Below are 25,931 nucleotides of genomic sequence, written 5' to 3'. Positions count from 1 at the left end.
CATGATCCCGTGGCGTTTACTTCGATTTCTTTGATCCGACCAGTTCGTCCCATTTGCGGAACGCGACGACCATCTTGTCTGGTTTCAACGGCAGTTCGATGGGGTTGTTGGCGATCAGCCCGGCATATTCTTCCCGGCCAAACTGCTTGATGACATCCTGACTGTGTTGCGGGGCCATCGACAGGGGTACGTTTTTCACGGCGGGACCCGGATAGAGATAACCTTCGTCATAGGAATAAGCCTGCGCCTTTGGCGTGAGCAGGAAGGCCATAAGGTCAAGCACAACTGCAGCCTTGTCGTCCGCTATGCCCTTGGGTATGCACATGAAGAAGGCGTCCGAGACCCAATGGAAACCCTTGAGGGTTCCGATCTTGGCAGTTTCAGGCACAATGCCGAGCGCTCGCGGGTTGATGTCCCAACCGGTGGTGCTGATGATGATATCGCGCGATCCTTCGCCGAATTCCTTCATCGTGGCGCCAGTGCCCGCAGGGTAATAATCGATATACTGGCCAAGATCGGCGAGATAAGCCCATGTCTTGTCCCAGCCATTAACGGGATCCTGCGGGTCCTTGTCGCCAAGAATATAGGGCAGACCCATCATGAATGTGCGACCCGGACCAGAATTGGTCGGGCGCGCATACATGAAACGTCCGGGGTTTTCCTTGGCATATGCAAGCAATTCTTCTGCGCTGGTCGGCACCTTTTTCACGCGCTCTGGATCATATTCAATCAATGGCCCGGAGGGATAATAATTGACGACCACTCCAAATCCGTCCCCTTGCGCCTTATGCAGGGCGAGCGCTGCCGGTTCGTAGTTTTCCTCGATGCCCGGAAATTTGTCGGCAAAATCCGGCAGGATCTTCAGCCATGTCTCATTGGCAAGCCCTGCGGCCAAGCCATCGCTGCCCGTGAGCACGATATCAATATCGACGCGACCCGCGCTCTGCTGCGCCTTGAGCTTGCCAGCAAGCTCCGTGACGGGCGCTTTGGTGAAGATGATCCGTGATGCCCGCTCCGGATAGGTCTTGGCGTATTCTTCGAAGGCTGGCTGCATCAGCGCGAGCGCACCGCCCACATCCATCACCGTAATCACAACGGGCGCTGCGGGCAGGGTGGGCGACTTTGCCCACGCCGGTATTGCGCCTGCCATTGCGGATGCGGTCATGCCGCCGAGCAATATCCGGCGGTTTATTCGAAACTGATCATTTCCCATTTGCATTCCCCTTTATTGTTCTTGGATATTTCAGTTGTAGTGCTTGACCTCCGCGCCAATACGGACACTGCGAACGGTCATTGTTTCGGACCATTCAATCTCCGTATGCGGGAGGGTGATGTTGCGGGCGCGCAAGACTGGCTTCAGTGCATCCAGCAATCGTTTTGAAGCCATCTCGACCGCCTGTTCGAAGCTTGCTATGCCCCAATGCACGAGATTACGGACTGCATCATCGAGACGGAGAGACGACCCGGCGAGACCCACCGTGCCGGGCAAACGGACGGTGCCATCTTCGGCGCGCTCAATGCGCATGCCCGCGAAATCATAGATACCGGCGGGGACAGCGGCGGCGGCAACGGCGTCAGTCACCAAAGCGCAGCGTTCAAAGCCTTTGGCGCGCATCAGCGATTTCAGCGCTTTGGGCGGAAGATGAATGCCATCGGCGATGAAAGTGGCCAGAAGCCGGTCTTCGCCAAGTTGTGCAAAAAGAGGATTGTTAAGCTTTGCCATTGTCTGTGGCAGACCGTTGCCCAGATGGGTGGACATGGTTGCACCCGCTGTTGCCGCCGCATCAACCATGGCGAAATCAGCCGACGAATGGCCAATCGCAATCAGAATATTTTGCGCCGTCATAGCCCTGATAAAGTCGAGGCCGCCGGATATTTCAGGTGCGACGGTGACGAGAAGGATTGGCCTTTCGATCTTGCTTTGAAGGTGAGCAACCAGCGCCGGGTCCGCTGATGTCATGGCGCCAGCCGGATGACACCCGGAAAAACCCTGCGCCGGATTAAGGAACGGACCTTCAAGGTGATATCCCGGACACATTGAAGGTCCGAGTTGGCTTGAATTCACACAATGATCCAGCGCGGAAAACCGGGCTTCCAGTTCATCGGGATAGGCGGTGATAATCGTTGGCAGGCATGTGATTACACCCGTTGCCCGCATTGCCTCCAATGCATGGTCGAGTGCTTCAGGTGTGAGGCCCGTGGAGTTGAAATCCACGCCGGCGAAACCATTCACCTGAATATCGACAAGGCCGCCTGTGATCATGCCAGTCTCGACGCTGAATCTGGATCGAGCAGCAAAACTGTGTTCGGATGGCTCTGGATGATTGAAGCCGGGAAACGTGGATCAACCGGGCCTTCAAGCGCATCCTTCACAGCCCGTGATTTGCGCTCATCAGGTACAGAAAGGATGATCAAGCGGCTTTTAAGAATTTGCCTGATGCTCATGGAGATTGCCTGCTGCGGCACTGATTCCAGAGACGGAAACCAGCCTTCACCCATCTGCTGCTTGCGGCAGGCTTCATCCAGCGTCACGACGATATAGGGCTCATCCGTATCGAAATCCGCAGGCGGATCGTTGAACGCCAGATGACAGTTCTCGCCGATACCGGCGAAACACACATCGATATCATGCTCGGCAATGATTTTGCTCAACCGCTGCGCCTCTGCCTGTGGATCAATCTCGGCATTTACTGGATAAAACGTAACCTTACCGCCCAAGGGGGCAATAAATCGCACCTGCAGATATTTGCGAAAACTCGCAGGATGGGTGATGTCCATGCCGACATATTCATCGAGATGGAATGCCGTGACTTTTGACCAGTCAATATCCTCAGCCGCCACAAGGTTTTGCAGGAGTTCGAACTGGCTGGCACCTGTGGCGACAATGATTGAAGCTTTACCCTTTTGCGCAATCGCCTGACGGATGGCAGCTGCACCCAGCTCAGCCCCCGTCGCGCCAAGTTTCTGCTTGTCCGATAAAATGCGCGTATCAACCATGGGCTTTACCAACCTTCTTGCATATGCTTTTCAGCGTGTTGGCCATTGTAAGCATAGCTATCCCTGGCATCGCAAGCTATTTTAGAATAATATTATTCAAAAATAAGATCGAGGCTGTTTCCGCATGATTTTAACGATAGACGAAACGCACTATGACGACGCTCACCAGCGCGATTGTGCACGCGTCATTGCTTTGATTTCGGACGGCAACCAGCACTCCCGCCCCGGCATTGCCGAAACGCTCGACATGACTTCGACCACCACATCGAAAGTGGTGGGTGATCTGATTGCGCGCGGCTTGCTTCTGGAGACAGCGGGCGAGAAAAGCGGGCGGGGAAGACCTGCCGTGCAGATCGGTCTCAACGTCAAACGTTTTGGGGCAACGGTCATTCACGTATCCAGCCGATCACTGCGTGGCACACTTGTTGATTTTGGCGGGCAGACGCTCGCACGCGAAAGTCTTGATATTCCATCCGATGTGGACCGTGACCGGATGGCAGCCGCAATGCAGGAACTGGTCCAATTATTGGCCAGCAAGTGCCCATTGGGGATGCAGCACATCGGTACATCCGTGTCCGTATCCGGCGTTGTCGATGTGAAAGCCAAGACTTGGCTGCTGACGTCGCGCTGGCCGGACCTCAGAGATTTTGACATTGCAGCGGCGCTCGCGCCTGTGACACCTGTGGTTCTCGTCTGTCGTCACCTCGATGCGGAACTCAATGCGCGCGTATTGCAGGACCCTGTTTATGGCACAGACAATACTTTGCTGCTGCATTGGGGCTGGGGCATTGGTCTGGCCTATAGCGTCAATGGTGATCCGTTCATCCGTGCTGGCGGCCCATTCGGAGAAATTGGCCACTGGCGTTTTAATCTGCTGGATGACCGGCCTTGCGGTTGCGGCAATCATGGATGTCTGGAAACCGCGGCGGCCCTGTGGGCCCTTTTGCCCCAGATGCGCGCAATCTGGCCTGATCTTGCAGAAGATGAAGAGACATTATCGGGGCAATTGTCGGAACGCTCGTTGCTCGACATGCCTGATATACGAACAGCGCTGCAGCTGATGGCCCGGTCATTGGCCAATGTCTGCCGCCTGCTCTTCCCGAAACGGGTCATCGTGACAGGTCCGTTCATTGCCAATGCGGATGTTTGGCAAGCATTCGAGAGTGCCTTTCAGGCGGAAGGGCTGATCGGAACACTCGAACTGCCTATACTGGTGGCCGACAAATCGAGTGAGGATTTTGCTATTCTTGGTGCGGTTCGACCGCTGTTCAATCTGGGGCTTGAGACATTCATCCGATCGTGAGATGACACTGCCTGCGAATATCCGAATACGCACAACCGCCACGGCCCGTTGCCGGAAGAACCAAGCAGGACACCATACGGATCATGACACAGCAATTCATTGATCACCTTACGACCGAGCTGAAGGGCTTGAAGGAATCAGGACTTTACAAGTCCGAGCGCGTCATCACCTCCAAGCAGGCCGGACAAATCCAGGTTTCCAGTGGTGCGAAGGTTCTGAATTTCTGTGCCAACAACTATCTTGGCCTTGCCAACAATGAAGAGCTGGCAGAGGCCGGAAAGGCAGCGCTTGACCGTTACGGTTATGGCATGGCTTCGGTTCGTTTCATCTGCGGCACGCAGGAAGAGCACAAGCAGCTCGAAGCGCGCATCTCCAGCTTTCTCGGTCTTGAAGATACGATCCTTTATTCCAGCTGTTTCGATGCCAATGGCGGTCTGTTTGAAACGCTGCTGGGCGAAGAAGATGCGATCATTTCCGATGCGCTCAACCATGCCTCCATTATCGATGGCGTCCGCCTGTCAAAAGCAAAGCGCTTCCGCTACGCCAATAATGATATGGCGGCGCTTGAAGAAGAGTTGAAGAAAGCCGAAGGCAGCCGATTCAAGTTGATTGCCACGGATGGCGTCTTCTCCATGGATGGCATTATCGCCAATCTTCAGGGCGTTTGCGATCTCGCAGAAAAATACGGCGCGATGGTCATGGTCGATGACAGCCATGCGGTTGGCTTCGTCGGTAAGAATGGCCGTGGTTCGGCTGAATATTGCGGCGTGGAAGGCCGGGTCGATATCATCACGGGCACGCTGGGCAAAGCTCTGGGCGGTGCTTCGGGTGGTTATACGTCAGGTAAGGCAGAGGTGGTGGATTGGCTGCGTCAACGCTCGCGGCCCTATCTCTTCTCCAATACGCTTGCACCGGTTATTGCCGCTGCATCGCTGAAAGTATTCGATCTGATCGATCAGGGTGCCGAATTGCGCGCGCGTCTCAGCGCCAATGCCGCACATTTCCGCAAGGATATGACCAAGCTTGGCTTTACGCTTGCCGGTGCCGATCATCCGATCATTCCCGTGATGCTTGGCGATGCATCACTGGCACAGGAAATGGCATCGCGCATGCTTGATAAAGGCGTCTATGTCGTCGGCTTTGCCTTCCCGGTCGTGCCGAAAGGTCAGGCGCGTATTCGCACGCAAATGTCTGCTGCCCACACAACCGAAGATGTCGCCCGCGCTATAGACGTCTTTGCGGAAGTCGGGCGTGATCTCGGCATCATCAAATAGGAAAAAAACCATGTCGAATATGATGAAGGCACTGGTAAAGGCAAAAGCCGAACCTGGCATCTGGATGGAACATGTTCCTGTGCCGGAGCCGGGTCCCAATGATGTGCTTATCCGCGTGAAGAAATCCGCAATCTGCGGTACGGACGTTCATATCTATAATTGGGATCAGTGGGCGCAGGCAACGATACCCGTGCCCATGGTTGTCGGGCATGAATTTTGCGGTGAGATTGCCGATATTGGCTCGGCTGTCACGAAATACAAGGTTGGACAGCGGGTTTCCGGTGAAGGCCATATCGTTTGTGGTACGTGCCGCAATTGCCGGGCGGGCAGGGGGCATCTTTGCCGCAACACGCTTGGTGTTGGTGTGCATCGGCCCGGTTCATTCGGCGAATATGTTTGCATTCCCGAATATAATGTCGTGCCAATCCCCGATGATATTTCTGACGAGATCGCCGCAATTTTCGATCCGTTCGGCAATGCCGTTCATACGGCGCTGAGTTTTGATCTGGTTGGCGAAGATGTTCTTGTCACTGGTGCTGGACCGATCGGCATCATGGGCGCACTGGTTGCGAAGCGCTCCGGAGCGCGCAAGGTTGTCATAACCGATATCAATCCGGTTCGCCTTGCACTCGCCAAGAAGCTTGGTATCGACTACGTCGTTGATGCTTCGTCGCAGAACCTTACGGATGTGATGCGCCAGATCGGCATGACGGAAGGTTTCGATGTGGGACTTGAAATGTCCGGTGCTGCCCCGGCGTTCCGCGATATGATCGACAAGATGAACAATGGAGGCAAGATTGCCATCCTTGGTATCGCACCAACAGGCTTTGAGATCGACTGGAACAAGGTCATCTTCAAGATGCTCAATCTGAAGGGTATCTACGGACGTGAGATGTTCGAAACCTGGTACAAGATGATTGCTTTTGTGCAAGGCGGGCTCGATCTCAGCGAGATCATTACGCACCGCCTGCCGATTGATGATTTTCAGACCGGGTTCGATGCCATGCGTTCGGGAAATTCAGGCAAGGTTGTCCTGAGCTGGCACTGAAATAAGCGCAATGTTTCGCAATGACGCCATTTCATGGCGTCATGATCGGCGCAACAATGCGCCGATGTATGTAGTTCATGGTGCATCCGGAGGTTTTTGCCCATGACCAAGATGCTCGTGACCATTCATAGTTTTGAAGAGGCTGAGATTGTCCTTCAATGCGGTGCCGACGTGATTGATGTGCCGGTATCTGATCCGGAGGCATTGCGACTCTATGCAGATGCGATTGGAGATAAGGCTCTCCTGTGCACAACACTGGCATGGGCAGCGCTCACATCGCATGCGGCTGAACTGCGGGCGCTTGATATCGATTTCATCAAGCTTCCCATAGAAGTTTCAGCTCCTCCCGGCTCATTGCCTGATTTTGGCAAAACGAAGTGGATTGCCGTTGTTCATACGGATATCACTGATGATCTGCCGGATGTTTCCGGGCTGGTGGCGCAGGGTTTCCATGCTGTCATGCTCGACACCGGCAATGGATCGCGACTGCTCAACCATCTGCCTCTTTCAACTATCGATGCTTTTGTGCGTGAGTGTCACGTGCATTCGATGCTGGTTGGCGTAGCCGGAGCGCTCGAGACCCCTGACATTCCCAGATTATTGAGTTTTCAACTCGATATTCTGGGTTTTCGTGAAGCGCTTCTTGACCCGGCGAACTCACGCGCAATCAGTGCGCAGGCGGCAACCAGAATACGCGAACTCATTCCGGAAGAACGCCAGACCAATCTTGCTCCCGGTGTTGATTATCAACTGCTGGCAGCCCGTGGCTATTTCCCCGATCCGGCAGAAGAAGGGCTTGGTACCGACAAGATTTTTGTCCGCGATTTCGTCTTGCCCGTTCATATCGGTGCCTACAGTTTCGAGCATGGCATCGCTCAGAAGGTGCGGTTCGATGTGACTGCCGAAGTCTTGCGGGTGACACGCAATCCTGAAGATATGCGTCACATCGTTTCCTATGATCTTATCATGGACGGTATTCGCACGATTGTTGCGCGTGGGCATATTGAGCTATCGGAAACTCTTGCGGAGCGCGTGGCGGCATTCATTCTGGAAAATCCGCGTGTGACCCGTGTCATCGTTCGCGCTGAAAAGCTTGAACTTGGACCCGGCGGTGTTGGCGTAGAGATCGAGCGAAAACGCGAGGCACAGATCGCTCCCGTCAAACCCGCATTGCCAACGGTACCCGCATCGCCGCGTCGCCGCGATCATCAATAGACTGCCTCAGCGAGCCGCTGCCAGCGTTTCCGCAGCGGTTGGATGACCCGACACTGCCCGTTGGATGGCTTCCCTGGTTGCCTGATAATTATAGTCGTGGATCTTGGCGTCATCCCGTGCTTGCCAATGGATGAAAACGCCAACGCAGATGAAAAGGTTGTCTGCTTCGTTCTGCGGAATGATGCCGTCCGCGACGGAATCGCGAACTGCCTTGGCAATGCCGGATTGCGCCGGGCCGAATAGCTGGACGGCCTGTCCTGCGCCCCGGATCGTCACTTTATTATACATCACAGTGTTTGGTTTGCAGGGCAGATTCGGTGCGATCACCGCCAGAACAGAAGTGAAACCGTCCTTGTTGTTGGTGAGGGCATTGCAAAAAGCCGTCTCCACCGCACTGCCACGCGGGCCGATCAACAGGTCGATATGGGCAACTTCGTTGCCTTCGCCAACCAGAGATTCTCCAACCATGACCCTGTTAATGATTTGCATGCCGATTCCTCCATCTTGCGCAGCTATAGCCCAAGATGGAGAGATCAGGAAAGAAATGTATCAGGTGGTTTTGGCTGTCAGAGCGTGAGGTTGAGTGTCTTGAGCCGTTCAGCGACGTCGTGTTTGCGATCGGGATGAATAGCCAGAATGTTCGCAACACGTCCTGCCGGGAAAGCCGTGTCGATAGCCTGAGCTGTTGGCAATTGCCGCACAGAATCCTCCAGCACTTCCCAGACCTCGTAACCCCAGCCTGCCAACCGGTCAAAAATCCTGCCGGGGGTGGTCTTGGAGAGCGTGGCAAGCACTTCCCGGTTGACCTCGACAAGCATTGTCGGGTTCGATGCAGGAATGGTTTTGACAGCGCCAGCGAAAAACAGGCCTTCCGCACCTTCAATATCGATCTTGATGGAATCAGGCTTCAAACCTTTGGCCATCGCATCCAGTGTTTCCACTTTCGTGCTGCGCTCGGATTTTGTGTTTCCGGAACCGGCGATAAGACTGGTCGCTCCGGCATTGACCGTATGCTCGGCTGTGTTCAGTTCCATGGTTCCCGGTGCATCGGCAAGTGCCAGTTTGTGTACCGTGACGATTTTCGAAAGTTTGTTTTCGACGATTGACTTGCTGAACAGATTCCAGAGATGCGGCAAGGGCTCAAATGAAACGATCTTGCCGGAGAAATTGGGTTTGGTCGCAACGGAAAGCGAATAATATCCGACATTGCCGCCCACATCGAAGAACACACCCTTGTCGGGGGTCACAGCCTTGATGATGTCGATATCGAATTTTTCGTACTGGCCGTTAAAGATGCCAAACGTCATGTGATACTGGCGTAAATCCAGATAAATCTTGAAGTTGTCCTTTGTTTCGTAGAGCACCTCAATGCTCTTGCGAACGAAGTTATTAAAAATAACCTCTGCATGCCTTTGGTGGAACTCCGTAGAAGACAGGAATCTCCTTCGATGTTCGCCAAACGGGATATCCGAGATATTAAGCAGGTTCTCGGATATTATTTTTTGTTCTTCAGGGTTTGCTTCACGTCCAAGGATAAATTTGTAGCAATTTAAAATATCATTGTAACTCGTCATGACGCCTTCACATTCATTGGAATTCATCTGCTACATCAAGTGAAACTCAGTCTGTTACCGTGAAGTTTGCACGGCATCCGCTAACAATTCATCCAATACTTTAAAATGTCCATTCCAATCTTGTGATGTATGGCGCGATTTGTTGCGATATTCACTGGTATGGGCATCAACCGCAGCGCGCCAACCAAGGCCATCGCTGGGATCGAGCAGTATGGCCAGATCGCCCAGGATTTCCCTGTGGGACGGGATGTCGGATGCGATGACCGGTGTGCCAGTTGCCATGGCTTCTGCTACAGGCATGCCGTACCCTTCGACAAAGGAAGGTGCCAGCAGGGCAGCGGCTCCGGACATCAGATCGGCCAATGCAGCGTCCCCGAGGTCCGATACCTCAATCACCATATTGCGCAGCTGCGGGCATCGATCCAATGTCGCGAATACCTGTGCATTTTCCCATCCGCGTTTGCCCGCGATCACCAGACGCGGCGCGTCTGCTCCATCCCGCTCGACGAGCCAGCGCCACAATTGCAGCAGCAGGATGTGATTCTTGCGGGGTTCGATTGTGCCAACAATGACAAAATAGGGGTTTCTTGTGCGCGGCGTTGCTGTTCGGCTCGCATAGCGAAAGCTATTTTCGATACCCGGCGGGAGAATGGCGATGGGTGGTGCGGTGCGCCCCCGTTCTTCGGCAAATGAACGCAGTGAGCGGGCGGTTGTCTGGGAATTACAAAGCACCAGACCCGCATGACGCAAGACCGTATCCATCCTTCGCAGGTGCCGTTGCGGTTCTCTTGCGCGGACAAATTCCGGATGGGTAACAGGAATAAGGTCGTGGACGTAGAAGACACCGCTTTGCCGTTTCGCATCGAGCCAGGAAAAGGCTGCGGGCCTATCGAGATTTGTATGTGAGACATGCACAAATGGGGCATTCCGTTCCATCGGGCCTGCTGGAAGAAATGTTCGCAAAGCCTTGCCCGCTGCAAGTCTCCACTGCTTTACCTTGGTCGGCTGCGCGCTATTGGACGCGCATTTGATATCACACCAGGATATATGCCCATCGATGGCCGCATAAATCTTCTCAAGCTCCGTCGATTGCTTCGGGCTCAACGCCGTTCCTGACCACCGCGCACTGAGATCGGTGATAAGCCCTGTTGCGCGGCCCTGATTAATCGCTATTGGTTTGTTGCGCCCCATTTCAACAAAGAAGGAACTGCGCGCCTTGGCCCAATGGGCATATTGCAGCTCAAAGCGATCAATACCCGTTGGTGTCGAGTAATGTGATCGACCGATTAGCCGGGAAATGTCCATTGAAATTGCGTTCATCATGCCCACCCCATCCGGTGCAATGACCGGCGTATAAGACTGCGTTTTTTGTTGCGCATTGCGTGAATTTCATCGATGACGTCTTCGACCTCGCAGGGCAGTCCGGTTTCGCCGGACAGATAATGCGGGTAGAGAATGAGTACCCCTGCAATCAGCTCATCGAGCGAAAGCGTACGGCGCGGGCGAAGCGGGGTTACACCGTCATGGGTCAGGCCCCAGCCCGCATAGAACGGCAATCCGTAACACCAGACCTGACGTCTCCGGATCAAGGCTTCAAACCCCAGCTGTGATGTGGCTACGTGCACTTCATCACTGGCGTCCAGAAGACGATCGACGGCCACGTCACCGACAACCAGATCTGCAGTTTTGGCAAGAACAGTTGCATCGGAGAGCCCCTTGCGCTTCCCGGCAAGGAGATCCGGGTGTTCCTTGTAGACAAGGAAGGCATCCGGGCGTCGTTTTCTCACGATCTTCAGCAATTCAATATTTGAAACGCCGTTGGTAAGGCCGAACTGCAACGAGGCGTCATCGGGCACCTGTCCCGCGACCGTAATGATGGGGCGGCCTGCCGCCAGCGCATGATAGTCGGGTGATACGGTGGACCGCAGATTGTATTTGGTGATTCCGTGCTCGATGATCCGCTGGCGCAGACGGGCGGCTCTATCCAGCAATGGCTGATCAAATTGCGCTGTCCGGAGCAATTTTTCCAACCCGCTCTGGCGGGTTGCATCGTAATAGACGGCCTCCCGGTCGATACACACCGACGAGGCCGGTGTCAGGGCCGAGCCAAGACCGGCAGATCTGATAAAGCCATCTTCCATGCGAAGAACTGGTATCGCAGCGGATAGCTTTTCTTCCGATGCAAGCAGGTTTGCATTTTGGCCCCAGCGCACAAGGTAATCAGCTTTTGCCAGCTGTTTCTTGCCCGGATTGCTGCTGCAAAAGGTTACGCTTGACCAAGGGCCTGTGAGCATGTGGCGAACGGTCGTCCGTTTGTGACGTGAGAACCCTGCACAGAGATAATTCCCCTGCCGCTCCAGCGCGTGGCGACGCCAAGCCACAAGCCGATCAACGGCTTTTTCAGCGGTTGTTGGCCGTTTCGTCACCGGGTCCACATAGAGTGGGTATTGCAACAGGGTTGCCGCAACAAAGGCATCAAGGCCGATTTTGCGCTTGCGACGATGCAATGCCCTGGTTGCAATCTCTCCCTCTGCCCAATCCCGCGTAAGACCCCAACCCGCATAGAAGGGCACGCCAAACGTGGTCACTGGCACAGAGCGCAATATCGCATCGAAGCCGAACTGGCTTGAAACCGTCCAGACTTCGTCCACCACATCGAGCAGCGCGTGCGGTGAAACGTTCTCATTGATAAAGTGAACGTTCGGTTGACCGGGAAGGTGGCTGAGATAGCCTTTGGAATAGCCTGCAACAATGTCCGGATGGCTTTTGACGAGGACGGTTGCGCCGGGCACGGCACGGGCCTCGTTCCACATGCGCTGAAAGGCGTGTTCGTCAGCACCAGCTCCCGGCACCGAGTAATCGCCCGCAACCTGATCAATGAGGAGAATGCGTCTGCCACGGCTTGCAGGCAGAGAAATCTTGTAGTCCAACAGATGATTGTATTTCGTAAGCCGGTGTTCGACGATCAGTGCGTGCAGATTGCGTGCCCGCTCCAAATCCGGTTTCTCTGCGCCGCGCTGGAGTAATTCTTCCAGACGTGATGGCTTTGCCGCATCGAAATAGACGCCGAGATCGTCAGCGACCATGGAGACCGGCGGTGCGCCCGCTTTGCCGAGGCCGACGGACCGGAGAAAGCCATCTTCCAACGACCAATAGGGAATATTGCGCATAAAAGCCAGTCGCTGGGCCATGCGTGCGAGAGGCTTTACACCCCAGCCCACAATACCGTCCGCCCGATTCCACACCAGCTCCGCCGATTTGATGGCAACCGCATCAAGAGCTGGTCCGATGAGGGGGAAACGAAGCCGTGTCGGTAGAAATGCCAGAAGTTCTGACCCTTGCGGCGGCAACCAGCCGGTCTGCTTTGCTTTCTCGGCTAAAACACCGTCAAGGTTGACCTGAACTGTCTGGGGAAGCGGGAACGTTCTTGCAAAATTCATGGCAGTCAATTCGGAAGGTCAGGGGACAATGAGGAAAGTATGTCCTGTTGTTGCACCGCTCCTTTTTTCCCAATGGGACTTTCCGCCAGATGTTCAGATTCTGTCGAAGGGATATCGACAGAGATGACCTTCAAATCAGACTGAATGCGTCGCACGACGCGTTTGGTCGTGATGTCGATCAAGTTGCGTAGATAGAAGCTGCCATTGACAAGGCTTTCTTCATGCATCCGCTTGTTGAAGGCTTTGACTGCTTCGCGCTTGGGCGGCATTGGCGAAAGCCAGAAATCGTCGATCCCGGCTGTGGCGTCCAAATCATTGCTATATCTGCCCCAGACGAGATCACGTCTGTTATAAATCGCTTCGCCGAGGGAAAGCACCGGCTTGCCGTGGTTCAGCGCGAGCAGGCCAGATGTGCTGTTGACCGTCACCAGTCCGAGGGAATGGCGTATCAGTAGCCCGATTGAACCATCATCGACGATATGCACCCGGTCAGCACATCCGGCAATACGGGCCAGTTCCATTGCAAATGGGCGGTAGCTTTTGTGTCCGCGATCCATTGGATGGACTTTGATCACGAGATGATGCGCCGGTGATGCAAATCGCTTGAATGAGCGAATGCTTTCGGTAATGAGCCTTTCCATTGTCCAGCCGCGGCCATGCCGCAACAATTGCTGGTCGTCATGAACTTGCAGCGCAACTACGAAATACTGGTTTTCAAGGTTCTCGATCAGATTCAGCATCATCTCGTTGTTTGCCGGATAATGACGAATCTTGCGGTAAAAGTTCCGGGTCCAGAGAATGGACTCGGACAGGATTCCGCGGCTTCGATGATGCACATTGCCGCGAAAGAAGACGGCCCCTGCGGTCTTGGCCAGATAGTAGCGAATTGCGAACAGAGTCATGGCCCGAAACAGGTTGCCCTTTACCGGCTCTACAATTTCTGGTTCAGGAATTTCGTGGTGTGCAGGCTGCGGCCTGCGCAGGGGTGAAAGCGCATTGTTTCCATCCCATTCGCAGGTAATGAAATTGGGACGCACATAGCCTTCTTCAAAAGATGAAACAGGCACTCCGGCGCGCAAGGCAACCATGATTGCCTGGCGGTGATAGGGGCGGCTGTCACCGAAAAGCACGATAGCTTCGGGCCGCCTGCTGCGAATGAACGTATCAAGCCAATCCGACCAGGCATCCATTGAGCCGCAGAAATTAAGCGTGCCGGGGCCATGGGAAAACAGCCAATCACCGCCGTTGAAGTTGATCTTGAGGACGTCAAAACCCTCAGATTCAAATGAACCAGCAAGCGTACGGAAAAACGGTCCAACAGGACCCTGTAATAAAAGAACAAGTGGTTTTTCTGAAGTAAAGCAGCGAATTGCACGTCCGCGGATCGGAAAAGGAACGATTATACCAGATTGCCCGGATTTCTCCCTCACAGGTCGTCAAGCCCCTTCGCAATCGGTTCCTGTTTGACGTTACGCCACCAGAACCCAAAACAAACGCAATTTCAGATAGTTATTTCATCCGGTTTTTTATGGCGCTATACTAAATCCGCCAGAACAAGTATATTTACGACAATAAGATATGTATTTGTTTTTGTATGGTTGCTAACGTACATTTGTATTGCGATAACTTTAATTATATCAATAGTTCCATACGGTTATAATTGCGGAATGTTTAGTTTCACTATATCTTGTGGCGTAGTAGACATCTCTGATGCGGTTGTGGAGATCAGTATGAGATTGGCATTGCCAAGCAAACATTGCAGAATCTGCCCTTCAACCTATGAGCGCGTGATTGCATGACGCGACTCAGTCCCAACGAAGAATTCCTCGACTACATGACGCTTGTTGACCTTGGCCAGTCCGAGGTTGGCGACGCACACAAAGGCAAACGGCGCGATCGTTTGATTGCATTGCTGCGCAGGCATGTGCTGCTTATCCTGATGGTCGTTCTTCCGACGACTCTTTCCACCATTTACTATGGCGTCATCGCATCACCTCAATATGCATCCGAGACGCGCTTCGTCGTGCGCAGTCCAAACAGAAATGCAGCTGGTATGCTCAGCGGATTTCTGCAAAGCACGGGCTTTGTTCGTGCGCAGGACGATAGCTATGTGGTGATGGAATATATTGAATCGCGCGCGGCCGTCGCCACGTTGGAAGAAAGGAGCGATTTGAGGGAGTTACTCGCCCGGCCCGAAGCGGATTTCCTTACCCGGTTTCCCCGTCCGTGGAGCGACGCGACCGAAGAGGCTCTTTATAGGCACTATCGCAGGATCATGACTATTGATACGGACTCGAGCGGCGGCGTCACGACATTGGAAGTGCGTGCATCCCGTCCTGAAGACGCGCAGAAACTCACTGAAGCGCTGCTTGTAGGCGCCGAAACGCTGATAAACCAACTCAATGAGCGCGCACGTCAGGATGCGATTCGTTATGCGAAGCTTGAGATGACTGACAGTGAAAGCCGCATGACAGACGTTCAGAAGTCATTGACCGGCTTCCGCAACAAGGTGGCGATGATCGATCCGAGCAAACAATCCGCTGTGATGCTCGATATGATTGCCAAATTGTCGGATGATGTGGCCAAGAGCAAGGCTCAATATACTGCACTCATTCAACAGGCTCCCCAAAGCCCGCAGATTCAGTCACTTCGCAGCAGCATTGACGCGATGGAAACGCAGATCAGCGCGGAGCGGGCGCGCATTGTTGGTGGTGATGCGTCCATGGCTCCTCTCATCGCTCAGTATGAGCAATTGCTTCTGCAACGTGAACTCGGGATGAGAATGCTGGAATCCTCAGCCACATCGCTGGAGAATGCAAAGATTGAAGCGCAAAGGCAGCAGCTTTATCTGGAACGAATCGTCAATCCAAATCGACCGGATTACGCGCTTTATCCAAAACGCCTCTATTCAATTCTGCTGATCTTTGCACTGTGCTTTTCGGCATTCTGGATTGTTCGGTTCCTGATCAACCAGATTTATGATCACGCTGAAACATGACCAATCCCGGAACCATTGTTTTCAAAGACTCTGACGGGGTGCCGCAACAATTCACCACCAATGTTCCGGCCCAGGAAGGACTGTCGAAAAACGGTGTTGTCGGCGCTTACAATCTGGTTAAGGAATACCCAATTCATGGCGGAACCCGGCGGGTTCTGGATAATATCAATTTTGAAGTGCGCGCCGGTGAAAAAATCGCCATCCTTGGTCACAATGGCGCGGGCAAATCTACATTGGTAAGATTGATCGCCGGAATTGAAATGCCGACATCAGGTCACGTCGCACGGTCCATGTCCTTGTCATGGCCAATCGCATTGAGTGGCGGCTTTGGTGGCTCGATGACCGGCTTTGATTGCATGCGGTTTCTATCGCGAATCTATAACAGGCCGTTTGACGAAATCCGCGATTGTGTGGAGACGTTCAGCGATCTCGGCAAATATCTTCAAATGCCGATCAAGACCTATTCCTCCGGTATGCGCGCACGCTTATCCTTTGGCCTGTCTCTCGCAATCGATTTTGACTGCTACCTGATCGACGAAGTGATTGCCGTTGGCGACCAGCGCTTTCAGCGCCGGTCGTTCGATGAATTGTTTGTAAAACGGAAAAACCGGGCGATGATCATCGTTGGACATACCCTCGATATCATCGCCGACCAGTGCAAATCTGCCCTTGTGCTCAAAAATGGCCGGGGGCGCGTCTTCGACGACGTCAAATTTGCCTTTGATATTTACGCCTCGCTATAAGTCGAGCAACACTCAACCTCAGTCACGCCGTGCAATGAAGTGGTAAGCGTGAATGCCCGTGGTTGATCGATCATGCAAAAGGTGGACATTGGTCATCTGGTTCTTGTGAAACAGGGCCATGACCGTATTGGCATCATAATCATACATTTGGATATCGGGATGACCGTAATTGTCCCTGTCAATAAATACGGTTTCATTTTTGTAGTAGTCGTTGCGGAAGTACATCATCCGGTCGTTATAATATTCTGCACGGTTTGCCGTTTTGAAAAGCGGGATGTGCAATGACGCAATGCCGCCGCTCTTAACGCATTGCAAGAGATCGTTGATGATGAAGTAGCCACGGCGCGGTTCAATGTGCTGCAAGACGATATAGCTGTTGAGCCAATCGACCTTAACCCCTTCCTTGACGAGAATTTCCGGGGTTTCCACGCAGCGGACATTGTTGAGCCCGTGACTGGCAACATTTTTCAACGCAATGGCGCGCATCGTTTCCGATATGTCGATGCCGATGGCGGTGGTAGCTTGCTCGGCGAGGGGTATCAGCAGTCGCCCGACACCACAGCCGAAATCAATGACCGATTCCACCGGCGTCGAAAAGTCAGGAATAAGGCCTTTGATTTTTGTAGTAAGGTTTGCAATGTCTGCGCGGCCAGTCGCAAAAAATGCATTCATATGTTTCTTTGTGAGTTTCTTCGGCTTGAATTCATCTTCAGTCAGAACAGCCCAATAGGCATTGTCTTGCGCCAATTTTTCCCAATCTTCATTCGTGTCGCGCATAGGTATCCTCCACTGGCACTGTTTGGATTAGTTCACTAAAGACAAGCTCCCTTGAGCCTATTCGAATTTGATATGTTTTCTAACGTGCTCAACAAGGTAAAGGCCAACTGCCGTGGTAATCAGGCAGCAGGTGAAAATGTATGAGACGTCATAATGAGCCTTGATGGCATTACCAAATGTACCCGCGCGGAACATTTCGAAACAATGAACCGTTGGAACGTAAAGCGCGAGTTTCTGTACGCCGTGCGGCAGCCAGGAAACCATGAAAAACATGCCTGAAATGGGCAGCATCAGATATTGGAAAGGTGGCACCAGTTTTTCGACAACCTCAAATATTTCCGAAAGAGCCGCCAGAATGAGGCCTGCCGCAAACGAAAACCAGGCCATGAACAGCCAGCCAGCCAGATTGAGGCCGATATCCTCAAATGGATCGATGAATCCAGCCAGATATGCGCCAGAATAGACGACAAGCAGTGCGAAGGTCGTACCGCCAATTTCAAGCAGTGCGCGCGCAATCAACGCATCTGCCAAACGGATCTGCCGATGATACATCAGAGGAATGTTGTGACGCAGACAGGACACCATGTGTGAGGAAATATGACGCCATAGGGTGAGGGGCATATACCCGCTCAGCACGAAGGCGATGACCGTTAGGCCATGTGCCTCGTGCTTCATCAGAGTCCACAATAGCATGACACCGCATGTCAGAATCATGGGCTCCAGAATCAGCCATAGGAAGCCAATATTTTCACGTCCGTACCGCGTTATCATCTCACGCATGACCAATGCGCCTAAAACACGCGTTTGTGCGCGCAGGCCTGTCATAAAAACTGAGTTCTTATTAGATTTCGACGGAACAGCTTCCATTGAATGTCTTCTTTAAATTATAGTCACTAAGCGACAAAATGAACAATATACGTTCTTTTGATCAACGCAAGGATGATCCAAGTACTTCACAACTCATATATTTTAGACCTATACTCTTTTTGCTTCTCTTGGAATGAGAATGATGCGTTGTCTGCTTTCGTATCAATTCCATAAAGGATTAAGATCATAAATAGTCTGGCTCCCAATTCTTTCGTTCCGGCCGCAAAGAAGACTAGACGAGGATTGATATCCAAGCTTTGGCGAATGCGCTTTGCTTTGATCATCATTGTCATTCCGGTTCTCTCTGTCAGCATTTATTATTTGTTTATCGCCGCGCCGATTTATGTTTCTCAGTCTTCCTTTGTTGTGCGCGTTTCTGCGCCGCCTTCATCATCCAGTTTTGGCAATCTATTGCAGAACAGTGGGATTACACGGTCGCAGGATGACACGTTTTCTGCACAGGAATATATCCGCTCCCGTGACGCCTTGCTGCGAATGAGTGATGATCTGCCGATACGGGGCTATTTCGATCGGCCTGAGGCAGACATCTTCGCGCGGTTTCCCGCCCCCTGGCAGACAGGTTTGTTCGAAGAACTCTATCGATATTATTCGCAGCGGGTCCAGGTCATTCACAATGACACAACCGGTATAACAGTTCTCAAAACATCGGCTTTCCGGGCAGAAGATGCCTATGCGATGAATGTGAAACTGCTTGAACTTGGCAGCGACCGGCTTTCCAAAATGAACGAGCGGGCGAGGGGAGATGCAATCCGCTTCGCCACCGCTGAAGTTGCGAATGCCGAGCAACGAATGATCGATGCGCAGAAGGCAATTACCCTGTTCCGCAACAAGGAGCTGATGATCGACCCGGGGCAAAATTCGGTTTCGCTTGTCGAACTGATGAGCCGGTTGAGTGCCGAATTGGCGGCGTCGCGTGCGAATCTTGCCGAAACAAAGGAAACTGCACCTAATTCCAGTTCCATTCCCTTCATCACCAGCCGGATCAGCGCCCTCGAAGAGCAATTGAAGCTTGAGCAAGGAAAAATGGCTGGAACAGATGGCTCCATCGCTCCGCGAATTGCCGATTATGAAGCGTTGATATTGCAACGGGAGTTTTCCAATAAAGCACTTCTTTCTGCGCTCGACTCTCTCAAGACGGCAAGGGCTGATGCCAGGCGGCAGCAGCTCTATCTCGAGGTGGTGGTCCCAGCCAACCATCCTGACAAGGCGGAACTCCCAACGGAATTGAAGAACATCACCATCGTTCTGCTCGTTACGTCTATTGGATACCTGCTCGCCTGGTTGCTGCTTACAGCAATCCGTGACCACAGCAATTAGAGCCTTTCGGCAAAACGATCCTATGGAAGCCGGAAAGGCCGGAGCTGCTTGTATCAAGTGCCAGTCAAGACAGTTGCCAGATCCGTTCATTCAATAGAACATTGCCCTAGAAGCAGGTGTAAATCTCGCTGATGCATCCCTGAATTTCGCGCTCATATGGCGAGGTCGAGTCAACATACCCCATACGTTCAAACTGGAGATTTCGCGCCCTGATATAGAAGGCCAGCGCCGATCGGTAATCGCCCGCTATTTTGTGCAGATGGCCCAGCTGAACTTCTACATCTTCCAAACTGTCGGGATTGAAAGCCGTGGCATAGTCGCGATACTGACCATAAAGCTTCGATGCCTCGTCAAAATCCCCGTCTTCTTTCGTGACATTGGCATAAACGGCAATCATGTCGATCTGGCCATTGTCGACCACCAGTTCACGCAAGGCAGCTCGGGCTTTTGACCAATTGTTTTCTTCAACAAGGCGCATGGCATCGCGCCGGTTCTGTTCAAGACCGGGCTGGCTGGAACCGTTGCGTGCGATGTTCACATGCCGCGCGATCTCCAGATCGTCTGGTGAAAGTTTGAGAGCCTTGTCATACCAGGTGAAGGCTGTCTTCAGATCACCTTTTCGATTGAACAAATGACCAAGTTGCACATGTATATCCACATCGCGCGGATGGAGACCCTGATATTTGCGATAGGCCGTCTCGGCCTGATCGTAATTCCCCGCCTCTTTTTCGCTATGTCCAAGCTGGACCAGCAGGTCTGTTCTGGCAGGATTGTCAGCAACAGCACGCCTGTAAAACGTGGCTGCGGTTTGCCAGTCGCCGCGGTTGCGCGCTGCGTCCGCTTGAGCCACGGCCGTCCGTTTTGGTTCCAAGCTGCTTTCCGCTAGTTTAAGTGCCTGCTTTGCCACCTGTCCGGAAAATGGTAGCCGGATCATGATTTCACCTCGCGGACCATTGAAATATCCCGAATACGAACCCAGGACACTTCATTGCCGGTATCGATGACTTTCACACGCAATTCAACAAAGCGGTGTTCTGCGCGGATGTCGGTGGAAAGATTGCCAGCGAATGCTCCTGCTATCGTGACTTCCTGCAGGATATCCAGACCGGAATTGGCAACCAGCTGTATCGCAAGCTTAGCATTTAATTCCTGAATAAGGTCGATCTGAACGCGCCATGATCCGGCTTGCAAACTGCGTTTGGGACCGGCAAAAAGCCAGCCTGGGCTTACTTTCCAGCCATCGTCCACAACGTTGATCGGTTGGCGCAACAAATCGGGACCGATCATCCAACCTGAGCCGGAAACTTCGCGAACGAAAATCAATGTTTCCTGGCCATTCAGATCGTAGGAAAGGCCAGCAGGTATGGTACGCGCTTCGCTGTTGTCCACTTCACCGGGCAAATGGTCTGTCTCGTCAAGCGTATCCCAAAGTGAGATGCGCCCGTCACGTCGGGCAATGCTGACTATCTGCTTTACCGCTTGTTCCCGCGTTCGCGTGCCGCGTCTCAGATCAAACTCAAAAGCCAGACGTTCTTTATCCGTTGGTTCGCGTCCAAGAATCTTGGAGAAACTGTACCGGAGGAATGCCACGTCACTATCAGGAGCGAAACGGGTGAAGTTCTCGATCAGTGCAAACTGATCGGCTGGACGACGCACGACCTGTGCCGAGAAATCACCAATCTTCTCATTTGTCTGGGGGGATGCAGCCCGCAGTGCATCAATAACTTTCATTCTGTTGGTTCCATCACGGATGGCCTGTGCCAGATTATGTCTTTGGTCGGCGTTCAGATCAGTCTCGGCGAGATTGAACGCCGATGCCCAAGCGTCAACAAATGCGTCAGCCGGCAAGGAAAAGACATCCTTTGGCAAGGCTTGAAGAGGGATCTTATGCAGCTCGGCGATTGTCATATTTGCGCCCTAACATCTGTTCGATAATCACAACATGTCGCGCAGCCACGCGCGGATACGAATTCCACTGTGTTGCTTGACGGCGATCGGCATCACGCAGACCAAGAAGGTCAGGATTCTGTGCAAGGCTTACGAGCGCCTCAGCAACGCAATCCACGTCGACGGACCGCACAACGTGACTGATGGGCCACATGTCCCGCAGTACTTGCGAGCGGGAGCACAGCAAGGGGCGGTCCGCAGTCATGGCTATCCGCGCTGCACCCGTCGCTGTTTCGGTTGACGCGCCGTAGAGGAAGCCGAGCAGATCGCATTGGGAGAGTTCATTGCTCAGCTCCGTTTCGTCGATGAAATCAAATCTGGCCGTCGCAACATTGTGCAGGTCGAAATGGTTCAACAGATTTTCAATCAGAGCTCGCGACGCTCGCGATTCGTCGTTGGGAACCATGCAATTAAGGAGTTTGAGGCGCAGCCGCGGTTCAAAGAGGCGCGCCTTTGCGAAACCTTGCACGAGAACGTCAATATTCTTGTGTGGCATCAGAAAGCCGAATGAGCCTATCGTGAATGTTGATGGATCGGGCTGCAGTGCGGCTTCAGATGCTTCGCGCACGCCATGAGGCACAACAACCGGATTCGGATGGCCTGCCTTGGCCAGAAGGCCAGCATCTTCTGCGGAATGAACAAACACGACATCAAAGCCTTTTGTCCATTCCAGATTCCCGCCACGAAGGGTTTCCTTGACACTGTGCATGGTAATGACGCGAAGTTTATGATTGACCTGTTGAAGCGTCTTCAGCAGCAATTCCATATCCGGCGTAGAAAAATGTCCCGGATGATGCTGCATCCACAGCACATCTCCCTTCGCATTCTCGATTTCCGCGATAAACCGCGTCAATGAAGCAAGATCATAGCCCCAAGGCCGCGTTGTAATGGCAGCCGTTTCGGCGATCTGGCCAGCAGCGCTTTCCGGTAGCTCGTCGTCAACAAATCGACGCGCATAGATATGCGAAAAACGACCAGCGAGTGCCGGGGTTGAGTAGAGGTGTCCCGAATAGGTCGCCAAGCCGCATTGCTGCTGCCAGGACGAGACAAGATCAATTGTCCATGGCTGCTTGGAAGCAACCAGCAGTTTCACAGGTTTGGCTATAGCCGCTAGGACCCTGCCGGCAACCGAGTTCCATCCGGTATGCTCGTCCAGAAACCTTTGCGCATTTTTGCTGCGCATGCGTGCCTCCTCCTCATTTGTAAGTGCCGCCCGCAATTGCGTTCCAAGATGTGCAACGGATGGTTCGGCCCACAGACTTAATGAGCCCGATACGTGTGCCACTGATGGCGCCATGTGATAGTCAACCAGCCATGCGGTCTCGGGTGTGCAAAAATCCACCTGACCGCTATAGCCGGTCGTCACCACGGGTATTCCCAGCCGCATTGCCTCAGCCAGTGGTAATCCAAATCCTTCACCTCTGCTCGGTGCCACAACGAGCGAGGCCGTGCGATACAAGCCAAGCAATTGCTCTGGGCTGCAATATTCCTCCATAAGAACAACGGGCGGCGCACTCTTTAACTGCTCGTCGAATTTGGCCATGACCGTTTTGAGGATATTGTCAGGGTTGGGAAAGGTCTTGATGACCAATTCGACCGGTTCATCTCTGCTAAACGTTTGGGCATACGCCTCGATAAGCACGTCAACACCCTTGCGGGGAAAGCATGAAGAGACATGGAGAATGCGAGCCCTGTCACTGGGGGCCAAAGGAGAATCGGTAGCAAGCCCGGCATGAGATTTTATATGGTCCGTTCCGTTACCGACGACTTCGACCGGAATTGTAAGTCCCGATTGAACAAAGGCCTGTTTGACGAAGTTTGATGTGACCATCACGAGGTCAAGATCGCGGTTAAAGCGCGAAATCAGGTATTGCGGAACTTCAAGTTCTTCCCAAGCGAAATTGACGTAGGCATTGAATCTTCCGAGCATGTCATGCGTAGCCGGAGGCCAGGTATTGCGCAGATGGACGTCGTAAGTCTCACCAGCCGGATACTGAGCGAGCAGCCGGCGCTTGACTTCTGGTACAGCATCGAGCCGTGCATCGGTCTGCCAGTCTGACTCGGGTGTATAGAGGGAAATTTCAATGCCAGTGGCGATCAATGCCTGTGCGAGGAGGCGGTTGACGATGGCAAGGCTATAGTCACCCTTGAAAACACCATCAAAAAAAATGCGCTTGCCCGCGAATTTTCCAAGCAAACTTCTCAAATCATACTTGTTTTCATCGAGCGTATAAGGTGAAGCCAATAGTTCACTACGCATTCATTGCTCTCCAAAGTATTTATGAAAATGATTTCATACTGAAAAGGGTGATTTGTAAATGGAATATATATTGTCTTAACGAGAGATTATTATTATCAATGGTTAAAATTATAGGCCGCGCCTGGATATTCAGGCGCGGCCTATACTATGTTTCAATATTAAGACGCTTTTGCTTCGTCTGCATTATATCCAAGAGCAACTTCGCGTTCTGCGACAATTGCGCGTGCGCTGTCGACCGCAGGACCCCAGTAAGCAAGAGGATAGCAAGCTTTGGCTTCCTTCGCCTTTACCGAAGTAAACTGCAGAACACCCGGCTCTAGGAATACACTCTTGTTTCCAAGATCGAGATAGGTTTCGGCCTGTGCACCTTCTGCCCAGATCACGTCATGTGCTTCGAGTTCGACGTGATAGTAGTCGATCAGATTAAGCGTAATATCCTGGGTTACTGTTGTACCATTAATCAGCAGCTTGGCCGGAACAAGCGCGCCGCCGATGAACATGCAATGGTCTGGCGAAACGGAAAGATCCCGTGACGGAACATTTTCCGCAAGGGCACCAGCGCGAATGCGCACAGGCAAATCATTGCGAGGCTTATCAAGTGTTTTCGGATCGATCGTCCGGTTCCCGATCCACGTCACAGGTACGGGACCGTTGTTCAAGCTAAGGACGATATCGCCAACCTTGAGCCATTCAACGGGTACCTGGCCTTCCGGTGTAGCTACCAGTGTACCTCGAACGAAACAGGGTGTAACGAACGTCAGAGTATCGGTACTATCAACGTAGTTGTATGTAGCGCCGGCTGGAATTGTATATGTTGCCAGTGTCAGGAGACCGAGCGGACCGCCATGGAATGTAATGACATTTCCCGATTGAGTGACCGAACTTGAGTTGTTCACTGTAACGCGATCGCCTGCGCTTGCATTGATAATGCTTGGCGTAGAACTCAAGGAGAGAGCGATAGTCGGTGGAATATATGTGAAATGTCCTGTCCCTGTTGATCCACCAAAATCAACAACAGTTGTCTGCAGAACATCCACCCCGAGCAGAGCAGAGTTGATTGTTAAAGAACTGCCTGCGCCGATATTGTAGTGGAAAGTGGAGCCCGCGCCAATGGATGCAAGTTGCGCATCAACGGTTAGGTTGGCCCCATTGACAACTTGGAACGTGGTGCTGGTAACGCCTGACACGCCGGCAAAGGCAGTGATGTCAACGTTAACGCCACTGACGATCAGCGTGGCGTTGGAGACAAGACCAAGACTAACAGTGTCGCCATTACTGGCATTGGACGAGTCAATTGTAGTTGTTGTGTTCTGGAGTAGCTGAACATTTAGCAAGGCCATAGCAAATCCCTCTCTGTTAAGAGCTGAGTGTTTATTCTTGTATCTTTAGAATACGTTATCAGAACTTGTAGTTCAGGCCGACGCGAACGCTGTGGAAGTCAGACGTTGCCTCGGTAGACAGTACATTGTCTCCAACAGTGCGGCTGCCCAGATTAATGTACTGATATTCAAGCTTGGCGGTCAGGTGATCCGTAAAGGCATGCTCCACGCCAGCGCCAGCAACCCAGCCTGCCCGTGTCTTGCTTTCATCGATGTAGTTCACGCCATCGACATCGACCGAATATTTGACGTTGCCAAATGCAAGACCGCCTGTGCCATAGATCATCGTGCGATCCCATGCGTAGCCAAGGCGCGGCCGAACTGTACCAAACCAGTTAATCTTTGAATGAGCGTCAACGTCAGATCCCAGGAATCGCGTCGACAGATCATCGTTGATATCAGCACCCTGGAAATCTGCTTCGAGGCCGAGAACGAAATTGTTCATCTGGTAGTTGTAGCCGATCTGAGCGCCGCCAAGAAAACCGCTGTTTTCCAGCTTGCCGATTTTACCAAGGAATACGCCACCGGTGCGCAAGCCAACGTCGTCGTCACCAGCGAAGCCATAGCCAGCATTCACACCCGCATAAAAACCTGTCCAGGTAAAAGCGGGTTCAGTGAACACTGCCTCCGGAGGAGCGGTATCGCTGACAGCATCCGCAGCGTAGGCATTGCCCGCCAACACTGTAGCTGCGAGGAACAAACCGATAGCACCAAATTTCTGCATGACTTCCACCTTAAAAAGACCAACTTTCAAAGGGAAGAGTGACATAG

The 25,931-nt window shown here is 52.8% G+C and carries 22 protein-coding genes; 7 read left to right on the top strand and 15 right to left on the bottom strand.

What is annotated here, in order from left to right; translation table 11 throughout:
* Positions 1 to 16 precede the first annotated feature (16 nt).
* The 3 genes from BLU05_RS17940 to BLU05_RS17930 are packed head-to-tail and all read right to left on the bottom strand — an operon-like array spanning position 17 to position 2,997.
* Complete coding sequence (locus BLU05_RS17940) at positions 17 to 1,213, bottom strand: extracellular solute-binding protein (protein ID WP_091882861.1); 1,197 nt, start codon at positions 1,211 to 1,213, stop codon at positions 17 to 19.
* Positions 1,214 to 1,243: 30 nt separating this feature from the next.
* Positions 1,244 to 2,263 carry an N-acetylglucosamine-6-phosphate deacetylase gene (locus BLU05_RS17935; RefSeq protein ID WP_091882859.1) on the bottom strand — a complete coding sequence of 340 codons (1,020 nt, stop codon included), beginning with the start codon at positions 2,261 to 2,263 and terminating at the stop codon, positions 1,244 to 1,246.
* Positions 2,260 to 2,997 (bottom strand): glucosamine-6-phosphate deaminase, encoded by a 738-nt coding sequence (locus tag BLU05_RS17930; protein ID WP_091882857.1) that lies wholly within the window; start codon positions 2,995 to 2,997, stop codon positions 2,260 to 2,262. The genes BLU05_RS17935 and BLU05_RS17930 overlap by 4 nt, the downstream gene beginning before the upstream one ends.
* A 124-nt stretch (positions 2,998 to 3,121) precedes the next feature.
* Here BLU05_RS17930 and BLU05_RS17925 point away from each other — a divergent pair, with 124 nt between their 5' ends.
* From BLU05_RS17925 to BLU05_RS17910, 4 genes are all read left to right on the top strand, one after another.
* The gene (locus BLU05_RS17925) at positions 3,122 to 4,300 is read left to right on the top strand and encodes an ROK family transcriptional regulator (protein ID WP_091882854.1); all 1,179 of its coding nucleotides are present in this window, start codon (positions 3,122 to 3,124) and stop codon (positions 4,298 to 4,300) included.
* Between the two features lie 83 nt (positions 4,301 to 4,383).
* Positions 4,384 to 5,574 carry a glycine C-acetyltransferase gene (locus BLU05_RS17920; protein ID WP_091882851.1) on the top strand — a complete coding sequence of 397 codons (1,191 nt, stop codon included), beginning with the start codon at positions 4,384 to 4,386 and terminating at the stop codon, positions 5,572 to 5,574.
* Between the two features lie 10 nt (positions 5,575 to 5,584).
* Positions 5,585 to 6,622 (top strand): L-threonine 3-dehydrogenase, encoded by a 1,038-nt coding sequence (gene tdh, locus BLU05_RS17915; RefSeq protein WP_091882848.1) that lies wholly within the window; start codon positions 5,585 to 5,587, stop codon positions 6,620 to 6,622.
* Between the two features lie 102 nt (positions 6,623 to 6,724).
* The gene (locus BLU05_RS17910) at positions 6,725 to 7,837 is read left to right on the top strand and encodes a (5-formylfuran-3-yl)methyl phosphate synthase (protein WP_091882845.1); all 1,113 of its coding nucleotides are present in this window, start codon (positions 6,725 to 6,727) and stop codon (positions 7,835 to 7,837) included.
* 6 nt (positions 7,838 to 7,843) lie between these two features.
* On the opposite strand, the gene fae is transcribed toward BLU05_RS17910, so the two are convergent.
* The 5 genes from fae to BLU05_RS17885 form a co-directional block, all read right to left on the bottom strand.
* Positions 7,844 to 8,326: a formaldehyde-activating enzyme gene (gene fae / locus BLU05_RS17905; RefSeq protein ID WP_091882842.1), complete on the bottom strand. Its 483-nt coding sequence runs from the start codon at positions 8,324 to 8,326 to the stop codon at positions 7,844 to 7,846.
* Between the two features lie 77 nt (positions 8,327 to 8,403).
* A complete protein-coding gene (locus BLU05_RS17900) occupies positions 8,404 to 9,201 on the bottom strand; it encodes an FkbM family methyltransferase (RefSeq protein WP_244518413.1) in 798 nt (265 codons plus the stop codon).
* A gap of 264 nt (positions 9,202 to 9,465) precedes the next feature.
* Positions 9,466 to 10,734, bottom strand: coding sequence for a glycosyltransferase family 4 protein (locus BLU05_RS17895; RefSeq protein ID WP_091882839.1), 1,269 nt, complete (start codon positions 10,732 to 10,734; stop codon positions 9,466 to 9,468).
* Positions 10,731 to 12,851 carry a capsular polysaccharide biosynthesis protein gene (locus tag BLU05_RS17890; protein ID WP_091882836.1) on the bottom strand — a complete coding sequence of 707 codons (2,121 nt, stop codon included), beginning with the start codon at positions 12,849 to 12,851 and terminating at the stop codon, positions 10,731 to 10,733. Before BLU05_RS17890 ends, BLU05_RS17895 begins: the two co-directional genes overlap by 4 nt.
* A gap of 5 nt (positions 12,852 to 12,856) precedes the next feature.
* Complete coding sequence (locus tag BLU05_RS17885) at positions 12,857 to 14,281, bottom strand: capsular biosynthesis protein (protein WP_091882834.1); 1,425 nt, start codon at positions 14,279 to 14,281, stop codon at positions 12,857 to 12,859.
* A gap of 365 nt (positions 14,282 to 14,646) precedes the next feature.
* On the opposite strand from BLU05_RS17885, the gene BLU05_RS17880 reads away from it, so the two are divergent.
* Both BLU05_RS17880 and BLU05_RS17875 read left to right on the top strand, forming a co-directional pair.
* Positions 14,647 to 15,849, top strand: coding sequence for a KpsE/RkpR family capsule polysaccharide export protein (locus BLU05_RS17880; protein WP_091882832.1), 1,203 nt, complete (start codon positions 14,647 to 14,649; stop codon positions 15,847 to 15,849).
* Entirely contained in the window at positions 15,846 to 16,592 is a 747-nt protein-coding gene (locus tag BLU05_RS17875; protein ID WP_091882829.1) for an ABC transporter ATP-binding protein, read from the top strand. Before BLU05_RS17880 ends, BLU05_RS17875 begins: the two co-directional genes overlap by 4 nt.
* An 18-nt stretch (positions 16,593 to 16,610) precedes the next feature.
* Here the strand turns inward: BLU05_RS17875 and BLU05_RS17870 are convergent, their stop codons facing one another.
* Together BLU05_RS17870 and BLU05_RS17865 are read right to left on the bottom strand one after the other, a co-directional pair.
* On the bottom strand, positions 16,611 to 17,369 hold the full coding sequence (locus BLU05_RS17870; RefSeq protein ID WP_091882826.1) for a class I SAM-dependent methyltransferase: 759 nt from the start codon (positions 17,367 to 17,369) through the stop codon (positions 16,611 to 16,613).
* A gap of 57 nt (positions 17,370 to 17,426) precedes the next feature.
* On the bottom strand, positions 17,427 to 18,194 hold the full coding sequence (locus BLU05_RS17865) for an ABC transporter permease (RefSeq protein WP_280139041.1): 768 nt from the start codon (positions 18,192 to 18,194) through the stop codon (positions 17,427 to 17,429).
* A gap of 285 nt (positions 18,195 to 18,479) precedes the next feature.
* Between BLU05_RS17865 and BLU05_RS17855 the strand changes: the two genes are divergently transcribed.
* Positions 18,480 to 19,574 carry a KpsE/RkpR family capsule polysaccharide export protein gene (locus BLU05_RS17855; RefSeq protein ID WP_280139040.1) on the top strand — a complete coding sequence of 365 codons (1,095 nt, stop codon included), beginning with the start codon at positions 18,480 to 18,482 and terminating at the stop codon, positions 19,572 to 19,574.
* A gap of 106 nt (positions 19,575 to 19,680) precedes the next feature.
* On the opposite strand, the gene BLU05_RS17850 is transcribed toward BLU05_RS17855, so the two are convergent.
* The 5 genes from BLU05_RS17850 to BLU05_RS17830 form a co-directional block, all read right to left on the bottom strand.
* Positions 19,681 to 20,508 carry a tetratricopeptide repeat protein gene (locus BLU05_RS17850; RefSeq protein ID WP_091882815.1) on the bottom strand — a complete coding sequence of 276 codons (828 nt, stop codon included), beginning with the start codon at positions 20,506 to 20,508 and terminating at the stop codon, positions 19,681 to 19,683.
* Positions 20,505 to 21,482, bottom strand: coding sequence for a hypothetical protein (locus BLU05_RS17845; protein ID WP_091882812.1), 978 nt, complete (start codon positions 21,480 to 21,482; stop codon positions 20,505 to 20,507). The genes BLU05_RS17850 and BLU05_RS17845 overlap by 4 nt, the downstream gene beginning before the upstream one ends.
* Positions 21,460 to 23,781, bottom strand: a complete 2,322-nt coding sequence (locus BLU05_RS17840) for a glycosyltransferase family 4 protein (RefSeq protein WP_091882810.1) — start codon at positions 23,779 to 23,781, stop codon at positions 21,460 to 21,462. Before BLU05_RS17840 ends, BLU05_RS17845 begins: the two co-directional genes overlap by 23 nt.
* 158 nt (positions 23,782 to 23,939) lie before the next feature.
* Positions 23,940 to 25,121 carry a Hint domain-containing protein gene (locus BLU05_RS17835; protein WP_091882807.1) on the bottom strand — a complete coding sequence of 394 codons (1,182 nt, stop codon included), beginning with the start codon at positions 25,119 to 25,121 and terminating at the stop codon, positions 23,940 to 23,942.
* 58 nt (positions 25,122 to 25,179) lie between these two features.
* Positions 25,180 to 25,884, bottom strand: a complete 705-nt coding sequence (locus BLU05_RS17830; RefSeq protein ID WP_091883177.1) for an outer membrane protein — start codon at positions 25,882 to 25,884, stop codon at positions 25,180 to 25,182.
* Between the last annotated feature and the right edge of the window lie 47 nt (positions 25,885 to 25,931).

Source organism: Phyllobacterium sp. OV277, assembly GCF_900104355.1.
Taxonomy (GTDB): Bacteria; Pseudomonadota; Alphaproteobacteria; order Rhizobiales; family Rhizobiaceae; genus Phyllobacterium.
Note: the sequence above shows the minus strand (reverse complement) of the source record. Positions and strands in the feature narration are given on the sequence as shown.

Coding starts and splice junctions, on each gene's coding strand:
- BLU05_RS17940 (WP_091882861.1), bottom strand. CDS start 1,213: ATGGGAAATGATCAGTTTCGAATAAACCGCCGGATATTGCTCGGCGGC.
- BLU05_RS17935 (WP_091882859.1), bottom strand. CDS start 2,263: ATGATCACAGGCGGCCTTGTCGATATTCAGGTGAATGGTTTCGCCGGC.
- BLU05_RS17930 (WP_091882857.1), bottom strand. CDS start 2,997: ATGGTTGATACGCGCATTTTATCGGACAAGCAGAAACTTGGCGCGACG.
- BLU05_RS17925 (WP_091882854.1), top strand. CDS start 3,122: ATGATTTTAACGATAGACGAAACGCACTATGACGACGCTCACCAGCGC.
- BLU05_RS17920 (WP_091882851.1), top strand. CDS start 4,384: ATGACACAGCAATTCATTGATCACCTTACGACCGAGCTGAAGGGCTTG.
- tdh (WP_091882848.1), top strand. CDS start 5,585: ATGTCGAATATGATGAAGGCACTGGTAAAGGCAAAAGCCGAACCTGGC.
- BLU05_RS17910 (WP_091882845.1), top strand. CDS start 6,725: ATGACCAAGATGCTCGTGACCATTCATAGTTTTGAAGAGGCTGAGATT.
- fae (WP_091882842.1), bottom strand. CDS start 8,326: ATGCAAATCATTAACAGGGTCATGGTTGGAGAATCTCTGGTTGGCGAA.
- BLU05_RS17895 (WP_091882839.1), bottom strand. CDS start 10,734: ATGATGAACGCAATTTCAATGGACATTTCCCGGCTAATCGGTCGATCA.
- BLU05_RS17890 (WP_091882836.1), bottom strand. CDS start 12,851: ATGAATTTTGCAAGAACGTTCCCGCTTCCCCAGACAGTTCAGGTCAAC.
- BLU05_RS17880 (WP_091882832.1), top strand. CDS start 14,647: ATGACGCGACTCAGTCCCAACGAAGAATTCCTCGACTACATGACGCTT.
- BLU05_RS17875 (WP_091882829.1), top strand. CDS start 15,846: ATGACCAATCCCGGAACCATTGTTTTCAAAGACTCTGACGGGGTGCCG.
- BLU05_RS17870 (WP_091882826.1), bottom strand. CDS start 17,369: ATGCGCGACACGAATGAAGATTGGGAAAAATTGGCGCAAGACAATGCC.
- BLU05_RS17865 (WP_280139041.1), bottom strand. CDS start 18,194: ATGACAGGCCTGCGCGCACAAACGCGTGTTTTAGGCGCATTGGTCATG.
- BLU05_RS17850 (WP_091882815.1), bottom strand. CDS start 20,508: ATGATCCGGCTACCATTTTCCGGACAGGTGGCAAAGCAGGCACTTAAA.
- BLU05_RS17845 (WP_091882812.1), bottom strand. CDS start 21,482: ATGACAATCGCCGAGCTGCATAAGATCCCTCTTCAAGCCTTGCCAAAG.
- BLU05_RS17840 (WP_091882810.1), bottom strand. CDS start 23,781: ATGCGTAGTGAACTATTGGCTTCACCTTATACGCTCGATGAAAACAAG.
- BLU05_RS17835 (WP_091882807.1), bottom strand. CDS start 25,121: ATGGCCTTGCTAAATGTTCAGCTACTCCAGAACACAACAACTACAATT.
- BLU05_RS17830 (WP_091883177.1), bottom strand. CDS start 25,884: ATGCAGAAATTTGGTGCTATCGGTTTGTTCCTCGCAGCTACAGTGTTG.